At 66.6% G+C, this 14,966-nt stretch carries 18 protein-coding genes; 10 read left to right on the top strand and 8 right to left on the bottom strand.

What is annotated here, in order from left to right; all coding sequences use genetic code 11:
* Positions 1-349 precede the first annotated feature (349 nt).
* From ACQ3HB_RS07035 to ACQ3HB_RS07025, 3 genes are all read right to left on the bottom strand, one after another.
* Positions 350-1,336 carry a diacylglycerol/lipid kinase family protein gene (locus tag ACQ3HB_RS07035; protein ID WP_430919026.1) on the bottom strand — a complete coding sequence of 329 codons (987 nt, stop codon included), beginning with the start codon at positions 1,334-1,336 and terminating at the stop codon, positions 350-352.
* 322 nt (positions 1,337-1,658) lie between these two features.
* Complete coding sequence (locus ACQ3HB_RS07030; RefSeq protein WP_430919024.1) at positions 1,659-2,486, bottom strand: SDR family NAD(P)-dependent oxidoreductase; 828 nt, start codon at positions 2,484-2,486, stop codon at positions 1,659-1,661.
* A 69-nt stretch (positions 2,487-2,555) separates the two neighbouring features.
* Complete coding sequence (locus ACQ3HB_RS07025) at positions 2,556-3,500, bottom strand: alpha/beta hydrolase fold domain-containing protein (protein ID WP_430919022.1); 945 nt, start codon at positions 3,498-3,500, stop codon at positions 2,556-2,558.
* Positions 3,501-3,580: 80 nt separating this feature from the next.
* On the opposite strand from ACQ3HB_RS07025, the gene ACQ3HB_RS07020 reads away from it, so the two are divergent.
* The 5 genes from ACQ3HB_RS07020 (at position 3,581) to ACQ3HB_RS07000 (ending at position 7,643) form a co-directional block, all read left to right on the top strand.
* Positions 3,581-4,174 (top strand): TetR/AcrR family transcriptional regulator, encoded by a 594-nt coding sequence (locus ACQ3HB_RS07020; protein ID WP_430919020.1) that lies wholly within the window; start codon positions 3,581-3,583, stop codon positions 4,172-4,174.
* A gap of 4 nt (positions 4,175-4,178) precedes the next feature.
* Positions 4,179-4,961 (top strand): SGNH/GDSL hydrolase family protein, encoded by a 783-nt coding sequence (locus ACQ3HB_RS07015; protein WP_430919017.1) that lies wholly within the window; start codon positions 4,179-4,181, stop codon positions 4,959-4,961.
* A 245-nt stretch (positions 4,962-5,206) separates the two neighbouring features.
* The gene (locus ACQ3HB_RS07010) at positions 5,207-5,686 is read left to right on the top strand and encodes an SRPBCC family protein (RefSeq protein ID WP_430919015.1); all 480 of its coding nucleotides are present in this window, start codon (positions 5,207-5,209) and stop codon (positions 5,684-5,686) included.
* Between the two features lie 170 nt (positions 5,687-5,856).
* Positions 5,857-7,131 (top strand): alpha/beta hydrolase family protein, encoded by a 1,275-nt coding sequence (locus tag ACQ3HB_RS07005; protein ID WP_430919013.1) that lies wholly within the window; start codon positions 5,857-5,859, stop codon positions 7,129-7,131.
* A gap of 74 nt (positions 7,132-7,205) precedes the next feature.
* Complete coding sequence (locus ACQ3HB_RS07000; RefSeq protein ID WP_430919011.1) at positions 7,206-7,643, top strand: VOC family protein; 438 nt, start codon at positions 7,206-7,208, stop codon at positions 7,641-7,643.
* A 53-nt stretch (positions 7,644-7,696) separates the two neighbouring features.
* Here ACQ3HB_RS07000 and thrC read toward each other — a convergent pair whose 3' ends face one another.
* Positions 7,697-8,935, bottom strand: coding sequence for a threonine synthase (thrC, locus tag ACQ3HB_RS06995; RefSeq protein WP_430919009.1), 1,239 nt, complete (start codon positions 8,933-8,935; stop codon positions 7,697-7,699).
* Between the two features lie 84 nt (positions 8,936-9,019).
* On the opposite strand from thrC, the gene ACQ3HB_RS06990 reads away from it, so the two are divergent.
* Positions 9,020-9,916, top strand: a complete 897-nt coding sequence (locus tag ACQ3HB_RS06990; RefSeq protein WP_430919007.1) for a LysR family transcriptional regulator — start codon at positions 9,020-9,022, stop codon at positions 9,914-9,916.
* Positions 9,917-9,931: 15 nt separating this feature from the next.
* Here the strand turns inward: ACQ3HB_RS06990 and ACQ3HB_RS06985 are convergent, their stop codons facing one another.
* Positions 9,932-10,378: a DUF3995 domain-containing protein gene (locus tag ACQ3HB_RS06985; RefSeq protein ID WP_430919006.1), complete on the bottom strand. Its 447-nt coding sequence runs from the start codon at positions 10,376-10,378 to the stop codon at positions 9,932-9,934.
* Positions 10,379-10,481: 103 nt separating this feature from the next.
* On the opposite strand from ACQ3HB_RS06985, the gene ACQ3HB_RS06980 reads away from it, so the two are divergent.
* Positions 10,482-11,057, top strand: coding sequence for a hypothetical protein (locus ACQ3HB_RS06980; protein WP_430919005.1), 576 nt, complete (start codon positions 10,482-10,484; stop codon positions 11,055-11,057).
* Between the two features lie 25 nt (positions 11,058-11,082).
* On the top strand, positions 11,083-11,697 hold the full coding sequence (locus ACQ3HB_RS06975; protein ID WP_430919003.1) for a GNAT family N-acetyltransferase: 615 nt from the start codon (positions 11,083-11,085) through the stop codon (positions 11,695-11,697).
* Here the strand turns inward: ACQ3HB_RS06975 and ACQ3HB_RS06970 are convergent.
* The gene (locus ACQ3HB_RS06970) at positions 11,673-12,170 is read right to left on the bottom strand and encodes a MarR family winged helix-turn-helix transcriptional regulator (RefSeq protein WP_430919412.1); all 498 of its coding nucleotides are present in this window, start codon (positions 12,168-12,170) and stop codon (positions 11,673-11,675) included. The two genes, ACQ3HB_RS06975 and ACQ3HB_RS06970, sit on opposite strands and share 25 nt — an antisense overlap.
* 51 nt (positions 12,171-12,221) lie before the next feature.
* Here ACQ3HB_RS06970 and ACQ3HB_RS06965 point away from each other — a divergent pair, with 51 nt between their 5' ends.
* The gene (locus ACQ3HB_RS06965; RefSeq protein WP_430919001.1) at positions 12,222-13,103 is read left to right on the top strand and encodes a DMT family transporter; all 882 of its coding nucleotides are present in this window, start codon (positions 12,222-12,224) and stop codon (positions 13,101-13,103) included.
* Positions 13,104-13,161: 58 nt separating this feature from the next.
* Positions 13,162-13,713, top strand: coding sequence for a dihydrofolate reductase family protein (locus tag ACQ3HB_RS06960; protein WP_430919000.1), 552 nt, complete (start codon positions 13,162-13,164; stop codon positions 13,711-13,713).
* 41 nt (positions 13,714-13,754) lie between these two features.
* Here the strand turns inward: ACQ3HB_RS06960 and ACQ3HB_RS06955 are convergent, their stop codons facing one another.
* Together ACQ3HB_RS06955 and ACQ3HB_RS06950 are read right to left on the bottom strand one after the other, a co-directional pair.
* Positions 13,755-14,156, bottom strand: a complete 402-nt coding sequence (locus ACQ3HB_RS06955; RefSeq protein WP_430918999.1) for a hypothetical protein — start codon at positions 14,154-14,156, stop codon at positions 13,755-13,757.
* A gap of 77 nt (positions 14,157-14,233) precedes the next feature.
* Positions 14,234-14,965: a transglutaminase-like domain-containing protein gene (locus ACQ3HB_RS06950; RefSeq protein ID WP_430918997.1), complete on the bottom strand. Its 732-nt coding sequence runs from the start codon at positions 14,963-14,965 to the stop codon at positions 14,234-14,236.
* Position 14,966: the final 1 nt, after the last annotated feature.

The following is a 14,966-nucleotide window of genomic DNA, read 5'->3' as shown; positions in this document are numbered from 1 at the left end:
AGCCTTTCTCGAGGAACGCTTGACCAGTTCTTCAGGAACGTTTCTCCGGATGCGTCTCTCGGAGCGCCCGCGGCTTGCGGTCGTGCCTGGCGTCAGCTCTGCATGGCGCTGTCGGAAACACGGAACTCAACGATGTCGCAGCGGTGACACCTCCTCTTCTCGTCCACACGCGCACTGCACTGATAATGCACATTATGTCAACTCACTCGTCTTGACCACTCCTCCATGGTGGCGCTTTCGCATGGCGCAGAAGAGAAGCCGAGGTGCATGGGGAGAAACGGACGAAGAGACCGGCTACGAGCTGGACAACGCTGACGCGACAGGCCTTGCGCTACGCATGCGCTCCTGCTCAGCCCTTCGGCACGCGAATGGTCAGGGCGAGATGCTCCACGCGCAGCGCGACGGCCATGACCGAGCCGTTGGGGTCGCCGTCGAGCTGGATCTCCTGCGGCTCTCGGAAGCGCACTCTGAGCGCTTTGGCCTGCGCGTAGAGGATGGCCCGCGGCTTCGGCGTCAATCGCCCGACGAACCGGCCGAATCGAGTGCGGTACAGCACGCGGTTGAACGCGAGGCGGTAGCCGATGTTGGTCCACCCTCCCCCACCCTTCGGGCGCATGACGACGGCATCGAGGAGTCCGTCGTCGACGACGGCGTCCGGGATGAGCAGCATCCCCGCGGTCAGGCTGCCGGAGTTGCCGACGATCACGGTGTGCGCGCGCATCTCGACGTCGGGCTTGTCATCCAGCCCGTAGACCATGTCGAATCGGCGATTGCCGAGGATGCTCCGAGCGATGGGGTCCGAGTAGGCGAGCCAACCGATCCGCTTCTTCAGTCTCTGGTTCGTGTGCGCGGCCATGTGGGCGTCGAGGCCGATGCCCGCCATGACGAGGAACGCCCGCTCCTCGCTGTCTCCGTCGGCGCGCTCCAGTCGCGCGAAACCGAGGTCCACCGGCCGGTCCTGCCCGTCGAACGCCGTCGCGACCGCCGAGTCGATGCTGTTCACCGGCAGGCCGAGCTCGCGCGCGAACAGGTTGCCGGTGCCAGATGGGACGACGCCGATCGTGATGCCACTCCCCGCCAGTACGGACGCCGCCGCGCGCAGGGTTCCGTCGCCGCCCGCGACCACGACGAGATCAGGCGCTGATGCGGCCGCGCGCTCGACGGCGTCCCGTCCATCGTCGTCGGCGCTCGTCTCGAACCATTCCGACGCCGCCCAGCCCGACGTCGACTCGTGCGCCGCAACCGAGCTCTCGAGCGCGGACAGGCGCACCTTGGTCGGGTTGACGACGATGGCCGCACGCAGCGGCCGCGACGTCTCCCCGGTGTCAGCACTCACCCGACAAGCTTACGCAGCCCGGCAGCACTCACGCGTGTGACCTCACTGGTGGATCGGCGCGGATGTACTGCAGCGATGTGCGCTGTACTCCGCGCCGATCCCCTGCGCGAGACCTGAGAACCGTTCGTGGACCTCGGACCACGAACGGGCTTCAGCTACGGGGTCGAAGAGTCGCGGAGGACCCGCGCGGGTCGCTCGTCAGAAAGACATCGACGAACGGTTGACCGTCGCAGCACAATCGCGGTTCCTCCCCGAGTTGCGCCCCGTCGTCGTCCAGGACGAGCGCGCCTCCGGATGGACGACGACGCGTCGATGGCCGTCCTCAGTGCTTCTTGGCGAACTCCTGCCCGGCGCGAGTGCCGCCGTCGACAAGGATGTCAGTGCCCGTCAAGTACCCGGGCGCTTCACTTGCACAGAATGCGAGGACGGCAGCGACCTCTTCGGGCTTTCCGAACCGTTTGATCGCGGAGACCTTGAGAAACTCCGACGCGCCGTGATCCTTTTCCAGCTGCCCCATCGCCGTGTCGAAACTGCCAGGCGACACTGACACGACACGGGCGCCCTTGGTGCCGAAGGCGCCAGCGAGTGCGCGGGTGTACCAGATCACGAAGGCCTTGCTCAGGCCATAGGCGATGCCGCTGTGCAGCTTCTTTCCGAGGACCCTGGCGCGTTTGACGATGACACGTTCGAACGCGGCAGGGTCGGTTTCTGCGAGTGGGAAGCTTCGGAACGGGATGAGGATCTTCGGCAATCCGTGGCCAGCCGTTGAGGCGACGTTCACGAGCGCGTCGCCCTCCGATGCGGTCTTCAGGAAGGCTTGGGACACGTTGACCGTGCCGATGCCGTTGATGCGCGCGATCCGGTCGGGCGTTCCCATCTGCGGGCTGATGCCTGCCGTGTGCACAACGGCGCGGACGTGATGCCCGCCGTCCCGGGCGTTCGCGAACAGCTGGTCCACGGACGCTCGACTCGTGATGTCGCAGACGAACCCGGCGGCCTCGATGTCGAGTTCTGCCAGATCGTTCACCGCCTGGTCGATGCGTACGTGATCGAGGTCGGCCAGCACGATGCGGTGGTCCCGGCCGAGGATTCGCGCAGTGGCGAGCCCCATTCCGCCGGTTCCGCCGGTGATGACGGCTGTCTGGGTCATCTGTTCTCCTCAGTGTTGGATCTGGTCGATGTGCGACGTGTCGGTGCGTGTTGCGGAGCTCGGATCGCGTCACCCCGCGAGCGAGAGGTGCTTCGTGACGAAGGCCGCGGTCTCGGCCGACACGGCGGCTTCTTCGGGCGCGTTGCCGTAGCCGGCGTGCGGACGGGCGTCGAAGATGTGCAGGTCGGCGTCGACCCCAGATTCCCGCAGTTTGCGGTGCATCCGGACCGTATTGGAGAGGAACAGGTCGCGCGTGCCGGAGATGAGCAGCGTGGGCGGGAAGCCCGTCACGTCCCCGAAGAGCGGCGAGAGGTATGGTTCGGTCAGCTCGTGGCCACCCGCGTAGAGGAGGTTGGCGTCACGAAGGCTCTGCAGCCCGACGCTGACGTCGGCGAGGGTGACGAAACTGTCGCCGGATTCGGTGAGGTCCACCTCGGGGGTGAGCAGGACGAGCGCTGCGGGCATCGGGAGGCCCTCGTCTTTCGCCCGCAGCAGGAGTGCGGCAGCGAGGTTGCCTCCGGCCGACCCGCCGCCGACGACAATGCGCGATGGGTCACGCACGTCGAGCAGCGCCCGATACACGGCGACGACGTCGTCGAGCGCTGCGGGGTACGGGTGTGTGGGCGGCATCCGGTAGTCCGGCGCCCAGTGGACGATCGGGGCGCTCATGGCGCTGATCTCGGTCATCACCCGGGTCAGATCGCCGCCGCCCATGATCAGGCCGCCACCGTGGATGCTCAGGAACACGGGTGAGTCGTCGCCGGCAGGAGCACCGTCGGGCACGACGACGTAGGTGGGGACGCCACCGATCTCCTGAAGCGCGGACGTCGCAGGCAACGTCATTCCACCAAGCATCTGGGCGATCATCGTGTCAGCCTGTTCGACCATCGCCGTCCAGCCGGCCGCGTCGTCGAGAGCGGGGTTCGGCATTCGCACGATCGGCACGTTCAGCCCGGCGCGGGCGGTGTCGCTGAGGTACTCGGGGGCGGGTGGCGGATAGATCGGGTCGGTCATGACATCTCCTTCGACGTGGACAGGCTAATTGAATACGCATCGTCTCCTAATTGCAAGTGGCAGATGTTAGCCTCGGCACTGTGAACACATCGGAAACGCCTCAGCCACCGAAACGGGGGCGGCCACGGGATCCTGAGATCCGAGAGAAGGTCCTCACCATCGCGGCGGCGCTGTTCACCGAGCGCGGGTACGACGCATTGACGATGGAGGGTATCGTCGCCGGCAGCGGGGTCGCGAAACGCACGCTGTACCGGTGGTGGCCCACGAAGTCCGCCGTGGTCGCCGACGCGATCCTCGGTGGCTACCTCGACGTGCCCAGCAATCCGGTCCCCCACACACATGACGTCTGGGCCGATCTCACGCTCTGGCTGAACCTCGTCTCCACCGCCCTGCGCGGTCCATACGGCGAAGTCCTGAGGACCTCGACCGCGATCAGCGCGACCGAACCGGAGCTCGGCGCACAACTCGCCGAAGCGTTCGGTCGCCCCGCGCTGACCGACATCCGCAAGCGCCTCACTGAAGCTGTGCGCTCAGGTCAGATCTCCGAGACTGCGGACATCGAAGCGACGATCGACCTCCTGTTGTCGATCATCGTGTACGTGGGCTCGACCCGCCAGGACGTCGCCAGGATCCCCGCAGTGATCGGCGTCCTCCGATCCGGCATCGAGAGCTGAGAACATGACGCAGTACCGAAACATGGCCGCACTGGGAAGCTCGTTCGCAGCAGGGCCCGGCATCGAGCCGGTGGAGGACGCGAACGCGATGCGGTCATCCCGCAACTACGCACACCTGTTGGCTGCACGGTTCGGCGCCCAGCTGACCGACCTGACCGTGTCCGGCGCGACGACCGCCACCATCCTCGACACGCCCCAGCAGACCATGGCAGGCGTCGAGTTCCCACCACAGATCGACGGTCTGCCGGCTGATGCCGACCTCGTCACGATCACCGCGGGCGGCAACGATCTCCAGTTCGCCGGCTCGATGCTGTACACCGCGTGGTCGCGTTTCCAGCCAGACGGCCCGATGGTCGCCATGCTCGCCCAAGGGTTCGCCGCGGGGATCCCGGAGCCGACCGAGCAGCGTATCGAGGCAGTGGCGGAGGGCCTGGCAACAGTCGTCGCCGAAGTCCGACTCCGCGCGAAGCACGCCCGCGTCGTCCTCGTGGACTACCTGACCGTGATCGATCGGAACACCGAGGTCTCGATCTTCTCTCCATCCGAACTCGAGTCGTTTCTGCACATCCAGGAAGCACTCGCCATGGGGTACCGCATCGCGGCTGAGCGGTCTGGCGCAGAGCTCGTGAAAGCGTCGCAGTTGAGTGTGGGTCACGGACTCGGATCATCGGAGCCATGGGTGTTCGATTTCCAGCCGTCACTCGAGCGAACGGGCTCGTCCTTCCATCCGAACGATGCCGGCATGTCAGCGATCGCGGATACGCTCGCCCAACGCCTCGCCCTCTAGCTGACGAATCGGTGGCGATAGACCGCTTCAGGGCGGCGTCCGGCACGCAACATGGTCGGAGCGGTTCGCGGTCTCATGGCGGATTTCCTGCTCGGGCGCCCACCGGTGGTCCGTGTGAGGTCCGATAGGCGAGAACTCGACGAGCGCGAGCGTGCCGAGCGCAACCCCCACCACGACGATCATGCATCGACGTACGGTGTACCCGGCGTCCGCACTGACACGGCGCCGGTCGAACGGGAGAATCGATGTCCACGAACACACGCGTCATGCGCTGCACCCCAGAGGCCGTCTTCGCCGTCCTCGCCGACGGATGGCTGTTCCCCGGCTGGGTGGTGGGCGCATCACGAATGCGGGATGTCGACGCGAGCTGGCCCGGCGAACGGTCCAAACTGCATCACTCATTCGGAGTGTGGCCCGCACTCCTGAACGACGCCACAACATCCTTGGAATGGGACCCGCCCCACCGCATGGTGATCCAGCCCAAGGGCTGGCCCCTCGGTGAGGCCAGAGTCACGATCGAGGTCAAGCGTCGGGGCGCGGGCTGCGTCGTCCGGCTCACCGAACGCGCTGTGAAAGGTCCCGGCAGCTGGATCCCGCAACTGATCCTCGACCTTCCACTGTGGGTCCGGAACATCGAAACGCTGCGCAGACTCGACTACATGGCCACCGGCGGTGCCGGGAACGTCCGCGTCGCATCCTCGGCCGCGGATCATCCTCCGGCATGACGTGAGAGCTGCTCAGGGCTGACGCACGTCCGTTCGCGCGGAATCTACGGTGGACATCCCGATACTCACGCACCACGAGGAGCCCGCCCGTGCCCTGGATCGACGTCTCTGCCTCACTGATGTTGTTCATCACTCTCATTGCGGGGGTCGTCACCCGCCGACGAAGTCCTGTGCCCGTTGTCGTCGCCGGGTCGATCACCGTCCTGCTGCTCGTCGTCGCCGTGGTGCTCGAAGGTGCGAGGCCGCAGGTGGTCGCGCTCGTGGGCGGTGCGGCTCTCACCGCTGTCATCGTCATGTGGTTGCGTTCCCTCAGGGCTCCGAAGTTGGCGGTCACCGGTGCTTCGCTCTTCGGGATCGGCGTGGTCGGGATCGCGGGCGCCGCGTGGCTCCTTCCACCGGTTCTCGTGCCGTCACCGTCCGGCCCGGATGCCGTGGGCGTCACCGCGCACGTCTGGACGGACACGAGTCGCGACGCGCACGGCGGTGGAGGGCCGGGAGAGCGTCGTTCACTCCCGGTCACCGTGTGGTACCCAGCCGCGAGGCACGGTGCGCCGGCCCAGTATCTTCCCGAGGAGGCGCCCGCCGCGGAGCTCACGACGGCCCTCGCGGACCAGTACGGCGTGCCACCCGTCCTCTTCGACAGCCTGCTTCGCGCGAAGAGCACAGCGACGTGGAACGGCGATGCGGCCGCGGGGTCCTCCCCCGTCGTCATCGCGTCGCCGGGTTTCGCCAGCACTCGATGGTTCTTCACCTCGTGGGCCGAGGAGCTCGCGAGCAACGGGGTCATCGTGATCGCCGTCGATCATCCGTACGACGCGATTGCGACCGAGCTCGTCGACGGCTCCATCGCAACCGACGAGGCGACGTCCACCGGTGACGACGCAGCGGACCAGGCCGCGGCCGATCGAGCGATCGGTGTCAGGGCCGCGGACGTGCGCGCCGTCATCGATCACCTCGAGGCAGACTCCTCCCGCACGCCCGACCTCGCGGCAGCCGACCTGACGAGGATCATCGCCGCAGGGCACTCGGCGGGCGGCGCGACCGCCATTGAAGCCGCCAGGATCGACGACCGCATCATGGGCGTCGTCGACATCGACGGCATGCCCCGCTCCCCCGGCGGTACCGCATTGGTCCAGCCGATCCTCGCGATCGTGGCGGGTGACATGGATCCGAATCCGGAGTACGACCAGGCGTTGAACGGCCTCCTGGCAGGTGGGGTGGGTGCCCGCCTGACGCTCGACGGTGTGGCGCACCTCGGCATGATGGACGTCGGACGACTCATCGCGCCCATCCCCGGCGTCACAGGGTCGAACGGTGGGGATGGCGCGCGGCTCGCTGCTCGGGCGACATTCGTCCTCATCACGGCCGTGGACACGAGAACGCCGATCGATGTCCGAGTGCTTGGAGCACTGGGGCGGGTAGAGGACTCGGTGCGCGGGGGCTGATCGGCACAGCGTACCGAGCGAGCGGATTGCACCGCCTCTCCCCCGAGATCGGGCTGCTCGGTAGCATGCATCACATGTCCATCACACTTGAGAACGTCGGCATCGCCGTTCGCGACATCGAAGCGACGATCGCCTTCTTCACCGACCTGGGCCTCACCCTCGTCGGTCGCGACACCGTGAGCGGCGAATGGGCCGACACCGCTGTCGGCCTCGACGGCAATCACGCGAAGATCGCGGTGCTCCAGACACCGGACGGTCACGGGAGGATCGAGCTCTTCGAGTATCTGCACCCGGACGCGATAGAGACCGAGCCGACGCTGCCCAACGAGATCGGGATGCATCGGGTGGCGTTCTCCGTCGACGACATCGACGCGGCCATCGCGATCGCGGCGAAACACGGATGCCACCCGCTCCGCGGCATCGCGAACTACCAGGACGTCTACAAGCTCTCCTACCTGCGCGGCCCGAGCGGCATCATCGTGATGCTCGCGCAAGATCTCACGAAGGGCTGATCCCGTTCGCCGCGACCGGGAGCGGGTGGACGCACATGTCCGTTGGATCCGTCTCAGCGGGCGAGCAGGGCCTCCCACTCCTCTCGCTCCGGCGTGACCTGGCGCCGCAGTGAAGCCGCGATCGACTGGGTGTCTTTCAGGAGGTTCCCCGTGAGTACGCACACCGCGGTCGCATCGGCCTGGATCACACCCGAAGCCACGAGTGAGCGCAGACCGGCGAGCGATGCCGCGGACGCGGGCTCACAGCCGATCCCGCTCCGGTCGATCCGCCATTTCGCGTCCAGGATCTCATCGTCCGAGACGGCGACGGTGACTCCGTCCGTCTGTTGCATCGCGTACCGCATGGCTTTCGGCCAATTGGGCGGGTCGCCGATGTTCAGAGCAGACGCGACCGTGTGCGGCGACGGCTCCGCCGTGAGCGAGGCGTCACCGGCCTGCAGCATGCGGTGGAACGGGGCCGCACCCTCGGCCTGCACGATGGCGATCCTCGGCAACGAGTCGATAAAGCCCGCACGGTGCAGTTCGCCCAGCCCCTTGCCGAGCGCCGATGCATTGCTGAGTGCCCCGCCTGGGACGACGAGCCAGTCAGGGAGCGTCCAGCCCAGCTGATGAGCGAGCTCGAACGCCAAGCTCTTCTGCCCTTCGATGCGAAGTGGATTGATCGAGTTGCAGACGTAGAGCCCGAGTTCGGTCGCGTGCTGTTCGAGGAACCGGATCCCTTCGTCGTAGCCCCCTTCCGTGCGAACGAGGCGAGCTCCGTACGCCCGGGTCTGCAGAACCTTGTTCTCGGACACGCCCTCGGACGGCAGGAGGACGACCGCCTCGCATTCCGCGAGAGCCGCGTACATCGCCATCGAGGAGGATGTGTTCCCCGTGGAGGTGCACGCGAAACGTTCGTGGCCCAACCATTGTCCGTGGGAAACCGCAACGGTCATCCCCGTGTCCTTGAACGATCCGCTCGGATTCTCGCTCTGCGCCTTCAACCACAGGCGTCGCACACCGGCGAACTCGGCCAGGCCGTCGTTCGAGTACAGGCCGGTGTCTCCCTCGAACTTCGTCACGATGTGCTCGATGGGCAGCTCCGGGTGGACGAGTTCCTTGTAGCGCCACACTCCCCCGGACAACGGAGTGCCGCGGTCGGCGAGCCTGACGTCGAAGACCCGCTTGAGCTCGTCCGGGTCGAGGGCGCTGAAGTCGTGCTCGACGTCGATCAGTCCCCCGCACGCGCATCGGTATCCGGTCGTCAGGCCCCGGTCGAACTCCAGTCGGCACTCCATGCACAAGAACTTCATGCCTTCACGGTACGAACCCGGAATCGATCGCACTAATCGTTTATTCTGGTCGATACATCAGCCAAATCTATGAGAGGTGCCGAGATGAATCTGCACGCGTTGCGGATGTTCCATGCCGTCGTCGAGACCGGCAGCGTCACACAAGCGGCCGAGCGTCTCCATCTCACCCAACCTGCAGTCACTGGACAAGTGCGGAACCTCGAACGTGAACTCGGCTTGAGCCTGCTTCGACGATCCGGGCGCGGCATCGCACCGACGCCGGCCGGAGCGCGGCTCGCCGAACGAGCAGGTGTCCTCTTCGCCCTCGAACGCGACATCGAGCGAGAATCGCGACGGCTCCGCGATGGTGACACGGGGAGCCTGCGCATCGCCGCCACATCCCTCCCGGCGAACATGCTGCTCCCCCGCTGGATCGCCGAGTGGAAGCGGCAGCGACCCGACGTCGACATCACGCTCACGACGTCGAACGCTCAGGAGGCGTTCGAGCGCGTCCTCCACTACGAGGCAGACCTGGCGATCGTCGGCGGAGGGCGCACGCCGCCGACCGGGCTGACCGAAACGCACGTGCTCGACGACGAGATCGGCTTCGTCGTCGATCGAGGACACCCGCTGGCGGGGCGATCAGTCCCGCTCGCGAGGCTCGTTCACGAGCCGTTCGTCATGCGGGAACCCGGCAGTGCTGGTCAGGACCTTCTCGCGGAGCTGTGCAGGGCCAACGGTGTCCCTCTGCCCGCCGTCGCGCTGCAGTGCAGCGGCGCCGCGGAGACGATCAAAGCCGTCGCCGCAGGGTGCGGTGTCGCCCTCGCGTCAGGGCTGGAATCCCACGACGGCATCGAGCAGGGCGTTCTGGCGCGAGTGCTCGTGGAGGGACCTCGCATCGCGAACACGATCGCACTCGTCCAGCGTGTCGGCGAAGGCATGTCGCCGGTCGCGGAACAGTTCACTGCACATGTGTTGGGCGCCGTCCATGGGCGGCAATAGTCGGGCGTTCGAGCCTCACGCGCCGTGCTTGCGATCGCGAGAGGAAGCGATCCACAGCGCACCGCCAAGCAGTGCGGCGAATGGACGGTAGTAACGACGGTCGAGGCGTCGGAATGTCTGGCTCGAAGGCGGAAGGCCGAGCGCCGCAAGGGCGACGTCCCCGCCGAGCACTGCGCGGAGCAGCATCGCCGTTCCCGTGAAGCGAGCGCCGAAGCGGGCGATGCCACGTTCACCCAGACCACCTGACACCAGGCAGGCTGCACCAGCTGCACCAGCTGCGATGACGGCGGTGGGGAGTCTGCCCGGCATCTCAACGGTCTGGCCCACGACCGCTTCCGCCAATCGTTCCGTACTCTTCGCCGGCCACGACGAACCACTCGCCCAGATGACGTGCACGGCGGACAGCGCAGCCAAACCTGCGACGCTGACGGCACGGGCGACGATGCGGACCTTGGAACTCATCTGTCGAGCGTATCGGGCTTCCGGAGCACCACGAGGTGGCGACCGGCGTTCTGCACGTTGCTACTCTGGCACGCATGGTGGACTCGATCAGGAACCGGCGGCAGTGACACCGGCACCACCGGTTGAGGAGTCGCCGACTCCCCCGGCCATCCATGGCAGCTGGAGCGTCGACGTCGAGCGAGAGCGGCGCGCGATGGTCGACTTCGTGTCGGGTCTGCGTCCGTCCATCCTGCGCTGGCCGTTCCTCATCGTCGTCTGCGCCCTCGCCGCCGTCGTCACCGCTCTCGTTCTGACAACGGGACTCGCGGTGGGTTGGGTGCTCGCAGGCGTCCTCGCGGCACTGCTGCTGCTCGTTGTGGTGATCCGCGTTGTTCTGATGCACTCGTTGCGCAAGAGCCTCACGCCGGCCGTTCCGCACGGCGCCAGTGTCGAAGTGACACTCGATGCGTCCGGCTGGCACTCACGGTCGTCGGACCAGAGCCATACGTACGCCTGGGACGACTACGACCGTGCAACAGTGGAGGACGGCTACCTCGTCGTGACGGCCGTGTGGAAGGGCAGGTGGCTCCCGAGATCGCTCGTCTACGCACCGCTCTCCGCGTTCGGCAGCGACGTCGCATCCTTACCGGACGTCATCGCGAGCGTGTTGCCGGGAAGTCCTTGCGTGACGTTGGCGTGAGGACTTCCGCACCTAGGCTGACTGCATGACGTCGCCTGTCGAGTACGCCGCCTTCGCCGGAACCGCACCAGATGACGTGTGGTCCGATGTCGCGGAGTTGTTCATCGAGACGTTCACCGCTGAACCCTACGCGGAGGATGCCGCAGAACTCGCGACCATCACCAAGTGGGGGTCGGACCAGCTGGGGCACGTCAGCGGTCGTCTCATCACTGCGCGCCGGGGCGATCAACTCGTCGGGTTCGCACTCGCTCACGGGCTTCGAGACGATGCGCCGTGGCGCGGGATACTGTCCCAGCTCGCCGACAGCGCCGATGCGGCCGCGACAGCGCTCTCCAGGCCGGACGAAGCGCTCATCGTCCACGAACTCGCGGTGCGCGAGTCGGAACGCGGCCGCGGGATCGCCGGCGGATGCTTGCGTGGACTCCTCAGCGACTGTCCCGAATCGCAGGTGTTCATCGGCGTCTACGAGCGAGCTCTCAAAGCCAGGGCGATGTATCGTCACTGGCGGCTCGAGGACATCGGGCAGGTGCCGATGCCGGATGGAGCGGTCGCCCTGCACGTGCTCACGGCGCCCACTGCGACGCTCCGCGTGCAGCTCGACGACTCCGCGAGTCGTCAGGGAGCCGCGATCGACTCGTAGTCGAGCAACCATCTCGTGAGAATCGGTTCGATCGCCTCTCGGTCCTCGGGAGCCAGCTGATCGACGAGTCGACGTTCGTTGGCCATGTGGTCGGTGAACGCAGCATCGATCGTCGCAAGGCCTGCGGGTGTCAACGCGACGATCCGTCGTCTGCCGTCCCCCGGTCCAGCGAGGCGCTCGACGAATCCGGCCTCCACGAGACGATCGATCCGCTTCGTCATCGCCCCGGTCGTGACCATCGTGTGCTCGGCCAGCTCACCAGGAGCACGGTGGTACGGAGCGCCGGCTCGGCGAAGCGTCGCCAGGACGTCGAACTCCCCCTCCCCCAGTCCGTGGCGTGCGTACACGGCCACGAGTTCGTCGGTGAGATGGGCGGCCAGCCGATGCAGGCGGCCGATGATGCCCTGCGGGCTCACATCGAGATCCGGGCGTTCCCGCCTCCACTCGTCTTGAATCCTGGCCACACGGTCCATGTCTTCACTCACGTGGACAGCTTACCTTCCTCGGAAGCTATAGTAGCTTCCATGGAAGCTAAATGGAGATGGGTCCTCGTGGCAGCGATCGCGCCGATCGCCTGGGGGTCGAACTACTACGTGACGCGGCAGTTCCTCCCCGAGGACGCCCCCCTGTGGGGTGCGGCGATCCGCGCGCTGCCGGCCGGATTGCTCCTCGTCCTCATCCGTCCTCGTCTGCCTCACGGATCATGGTGGTGGAAGTCCCTCGTCCTCGGAGCGCTCAACGTCGGAGCATTCTTCGTGTTGATCTACGTCGCCTCGCAACTCCTCCCGTCCAACATCGCGTCGACGATCATGGCGACATCGGCGGCGGTGCTGCTGTTCCTCGCGTGGCCGCTTCTCGGCGAGCGGCCGGCGACGGCCTCGATCATCGGAGCAGTCGTCGGCTTCGCCGGGGTGTGCGTCCTGTTGGTGCAGGGGTCCACGGTCGTGAGTCCGTGGGGCGTCGCAGCGTCGCTCGCGGCCATGCTGATGTCGTCCGTCGGTTTCGTCCTCACCAAGCGATGGTCGTCGACCGAATCGATCATCACCGTCACGTCGTGGCAACTGGTCGCGGGCGGTCTTCTGCTCCTCGTGTTCGCAGTGTGCTTCGAGGGTGCGCCGCCGATGGTCGACGGTCCGGCGGTCGCGGCGTTCGCCTACGTGACGGTGATCGCGACCGCGCTGGCATTCGTCGCCTGGTTCACGGCGCTGCGGCACCTTCCGACGGGCACCGTCGGACTCATCGGACTCCTCAATCCGCTGACGGGGGTCCTGCTCGGCACGCTGCTCGCGGCCGAATCGTTCGGTCCGAGACAAGCGATCGGGACGGCGCTGGTCCTCGCCGGAGTCCTCATCGGGCAACGGAGATCGCGATCACGAGTCGGTCCGCGCTCGCTCACCTCGGCGTGATCCGACGGGCAAGCAGACAGTCGTTGCGTCCGAGCGCATCGGGTGGCAGATTCGTCGCATGTTGATCTACTCGATAACCGTCTCCATGGACGGGTACATCGCCGATCGCGACGGCGACTTCACCTGGACGCAGCCGAGCGACGAACTGCTTCAGTTCCACCTCGAACAGGTGGGCGAACTCGGCGCGTACCTGCTGGGTCGACGCTTGTACGAGACGATGCTCGTGTGGGAGACCGATCCCTCCCTCCGACAGACGCCGGAGGGAGCAGCATTCGCCGACGTGTGGACCGCGCTCCCGAAGATCGTCTTCAGTCGCACGCTGACCTCCGTCCAGGGAACCGCCCGTCTGGCGACGGGCTCGCTCGCAGAGGAGATCGCCGAGGCGACCCGGAACACGGACCGAGATGTCTCCATCGGTGGTGCGATGCTCGCCGCAGAGGCGATCGAGCTCGATCTGCTCGACGAACTGCGAGTGTTCCGCGATCCAACGATCGTCGGCGGTGGCACGCCTCATCTCCCGCCACTGCCCGCTGCCATTCCTCTGGAGCTCATCGAGTCTCGGGTCTTCGCTTCGCGCGTCGTCTACGAGCGAGCGCGTTGGGTGCGCTGACCGAGGACTCTTCCTGGCGACCCTCCTTGCAGACCTGCCGACTACTCTGCCGACGTGCGCCCAGCCGACCGACCGAACCGCCGCCAGAGCAGCGGGGTGGTGGCGAGCACGAACGCGGCGAAGGCGCTCTGATTCAGCACGCCGAAGAGGGAGAGCCCGCCGATGGTGGAGAAGACCGTCCAATTCACGGCGACATCCGCGATCATGACGGCGACGCCCAATGCGATCCCCGCCCGTCGTCGGAGCAGGATGAGCGTGACCGTGAGTGGATCGAGCAGCGTCAGAGAGATCCAGAACACGCGGTTCCCGGGCGGAAACGCCTCGTACACGTTGAGACCGCCGAAGATGAGATCGGCGACGTGCGTACTCGTTCCGACGAGGAACCCGATGACCCACACGCCTTGGATGATTCGCAGCGTGCGCTCGGACGGGGTACGGGGCATCACCCGTTCATCCTAGGAGGCGAGCGACCGGCGTTCGTCTGGACGGCGCGGTCGATCGTACCGAAAGCGATCGGTGACTACGCGGCGATGCGGCGCATGACGGGATCGATGACCATCCGGGTCGGAGTGCAGAGCGTCTGGCCGAGCCGCTCGAATGCTTCGTCGCGACTCGCGAACGTCCCGTGATCGGCGCGAACGAACCGCGAGAGGTCGAACACTCCCCCGTCGGTGGCGCCGTCCCAGTCGACGGCGCATCGGCCGACCGCCTCGAACAGGGTCTCCGAACCGCTGTTCGTGAACCCGCCTCCAGCGCGGCATCCGATGGATCCGAAGAGTTCCGAGGCGGAGAGCCAGCCGTCGACCTCGAATTCCGGCCACACGAGGAGGATCTCCTCAGGCAGGAGGAACCCGACGTGCGGGAAGCGCGGGTACCAGAACGACCGGTCGATCAGGAGGGCTCGGACCCGTGTGGGGACGCCGATCGCTCGCGCGACGCTCTCGAGGATCGCGAGACGCTGACTGCATGAACCGTATCCTCGGGCGAGGGTGTTGGACGCCGGCGTGCTCTCGTCCATGGCATAGACCGCGCGTACCTCGTCACGGATGATCGAATGGGCCGCTTCGAGCACGGACGGCTGGTCCGCGAGATCGGCCATGGTGCGGGCTCGTTCGACGAGGCTCGCCACGTCGGCGGACTCCAGGTCCAGGATCGCAGTCGGAGCAACCGATCCCGGTTCGAGCGCGTCACCTCCGACCCGACCGGCCGGCCGACGATACCAGGGCGTGAGGATCGTCGTGAGCGACGTCACG

The organism is Plantibacter lichenum (assembly GCF_050587525.1).
GTDB lineage: Bacteria > Actinomycetota > Actinomycetes > Actinomycetales > Microbacteriaceae > Plantibacter.
The sequence above is the reverse complement of the archived record's forward strand: the minus strand, read 5'-3'. Positions and strand labels throughout refer to the sequence as shown.

Coding starts and splice junctions, on each gene's coding strand:
- thrC (WP_430919009.1), bottom strand. CDS start 8,935: ATGAAGTTCTTGTGCATGGAGTGCCGACTGGAGTTCGACCGGGGCCTG.
- ACQ3HB_RS06975 (WP_430919003.1), top strand. CDS start 11,083: ATGACGTCGCCTGTCGAGTACGCCGCCTTCGCCGGAACCGCACCAGAT.
- ACQ3HB_RS06985 (WP_430919006.1), bottom strand. CDS start 10,378: ATGAGTTCCAAGGTCCGCATCGTCGCCCGTGCCGTCAGCGTCGCAGGT.
- ACQ3HB_RS06970 (WP_430919412.1), bottom strand. CDS start 12,170: ATGGACCGTGTGGCCAGGATTCAAGACGAGTGGAGGCGGGAACGCCCG.
- ACQ3HB_RS06990 (WP_430919007.1), top strand. CDS start 9,020: ATGAATCTGCACGCGTTGCGGATGTTCCATGCCGTCGTCGAGACCGGC.
- ACQ3HB_RS07000 (WP_430919011.1), top strand. CDS start 7,206: ATGTCCATCACACTTGAGAACGTCGGCATCGCCGTTCGCGACATCGAA.
- ACQ3HB_RS07015 (WP_430919017.1), top strand. CDS start 4,179: ATGACGCAGTACCGAAACATGGCCGCACTGGGAAGCTCGTTCGCAGCA.
- ACQ3HB_RS06960 (WP_430919000.1), top strand. CDS start 13,162: ATGTTGATCTACTCGATAACCGTCTCCATGGACGGGTACATCGCCGAT.
- ACQ3HB_RS06965 (WP_430919001.1), top strand. CDS start 12,222: ATGGAAGCTAAATGGAGATGGGTCCTCGTGGCAGCGATCGCGCCGATC.
- ACQ3HB_RS06955 (WP_430918999.1), bottom strand. CDS start 14,156: ATGCCCCGTACCCCGTCCGAGCGCACGCTGCGAATCATCCAAGGCGTG.
- ACQ3HB_RS07010 (WP_430919015.1), top strand. CDS start 5,207: ATGTCCACGAACACACGCGTCATGCGCTGCACCCCAGAGGCCGTCTTC.
- ACQ3HB_RS07030 (WP_430919024.1), bottom strand. CDS start 2,486: ATGACCCAGACAGCCGTCATCACCGGCGGAACCGGCGGAATGGGGCTC.
- ACQ3HB_RS07025 (WP_430919022.1), bottom strand. CDS start 3,500: ATGACCGACCCGATCTATCCGCCACCCGCCCCCGAGTACCTCAGCGAC.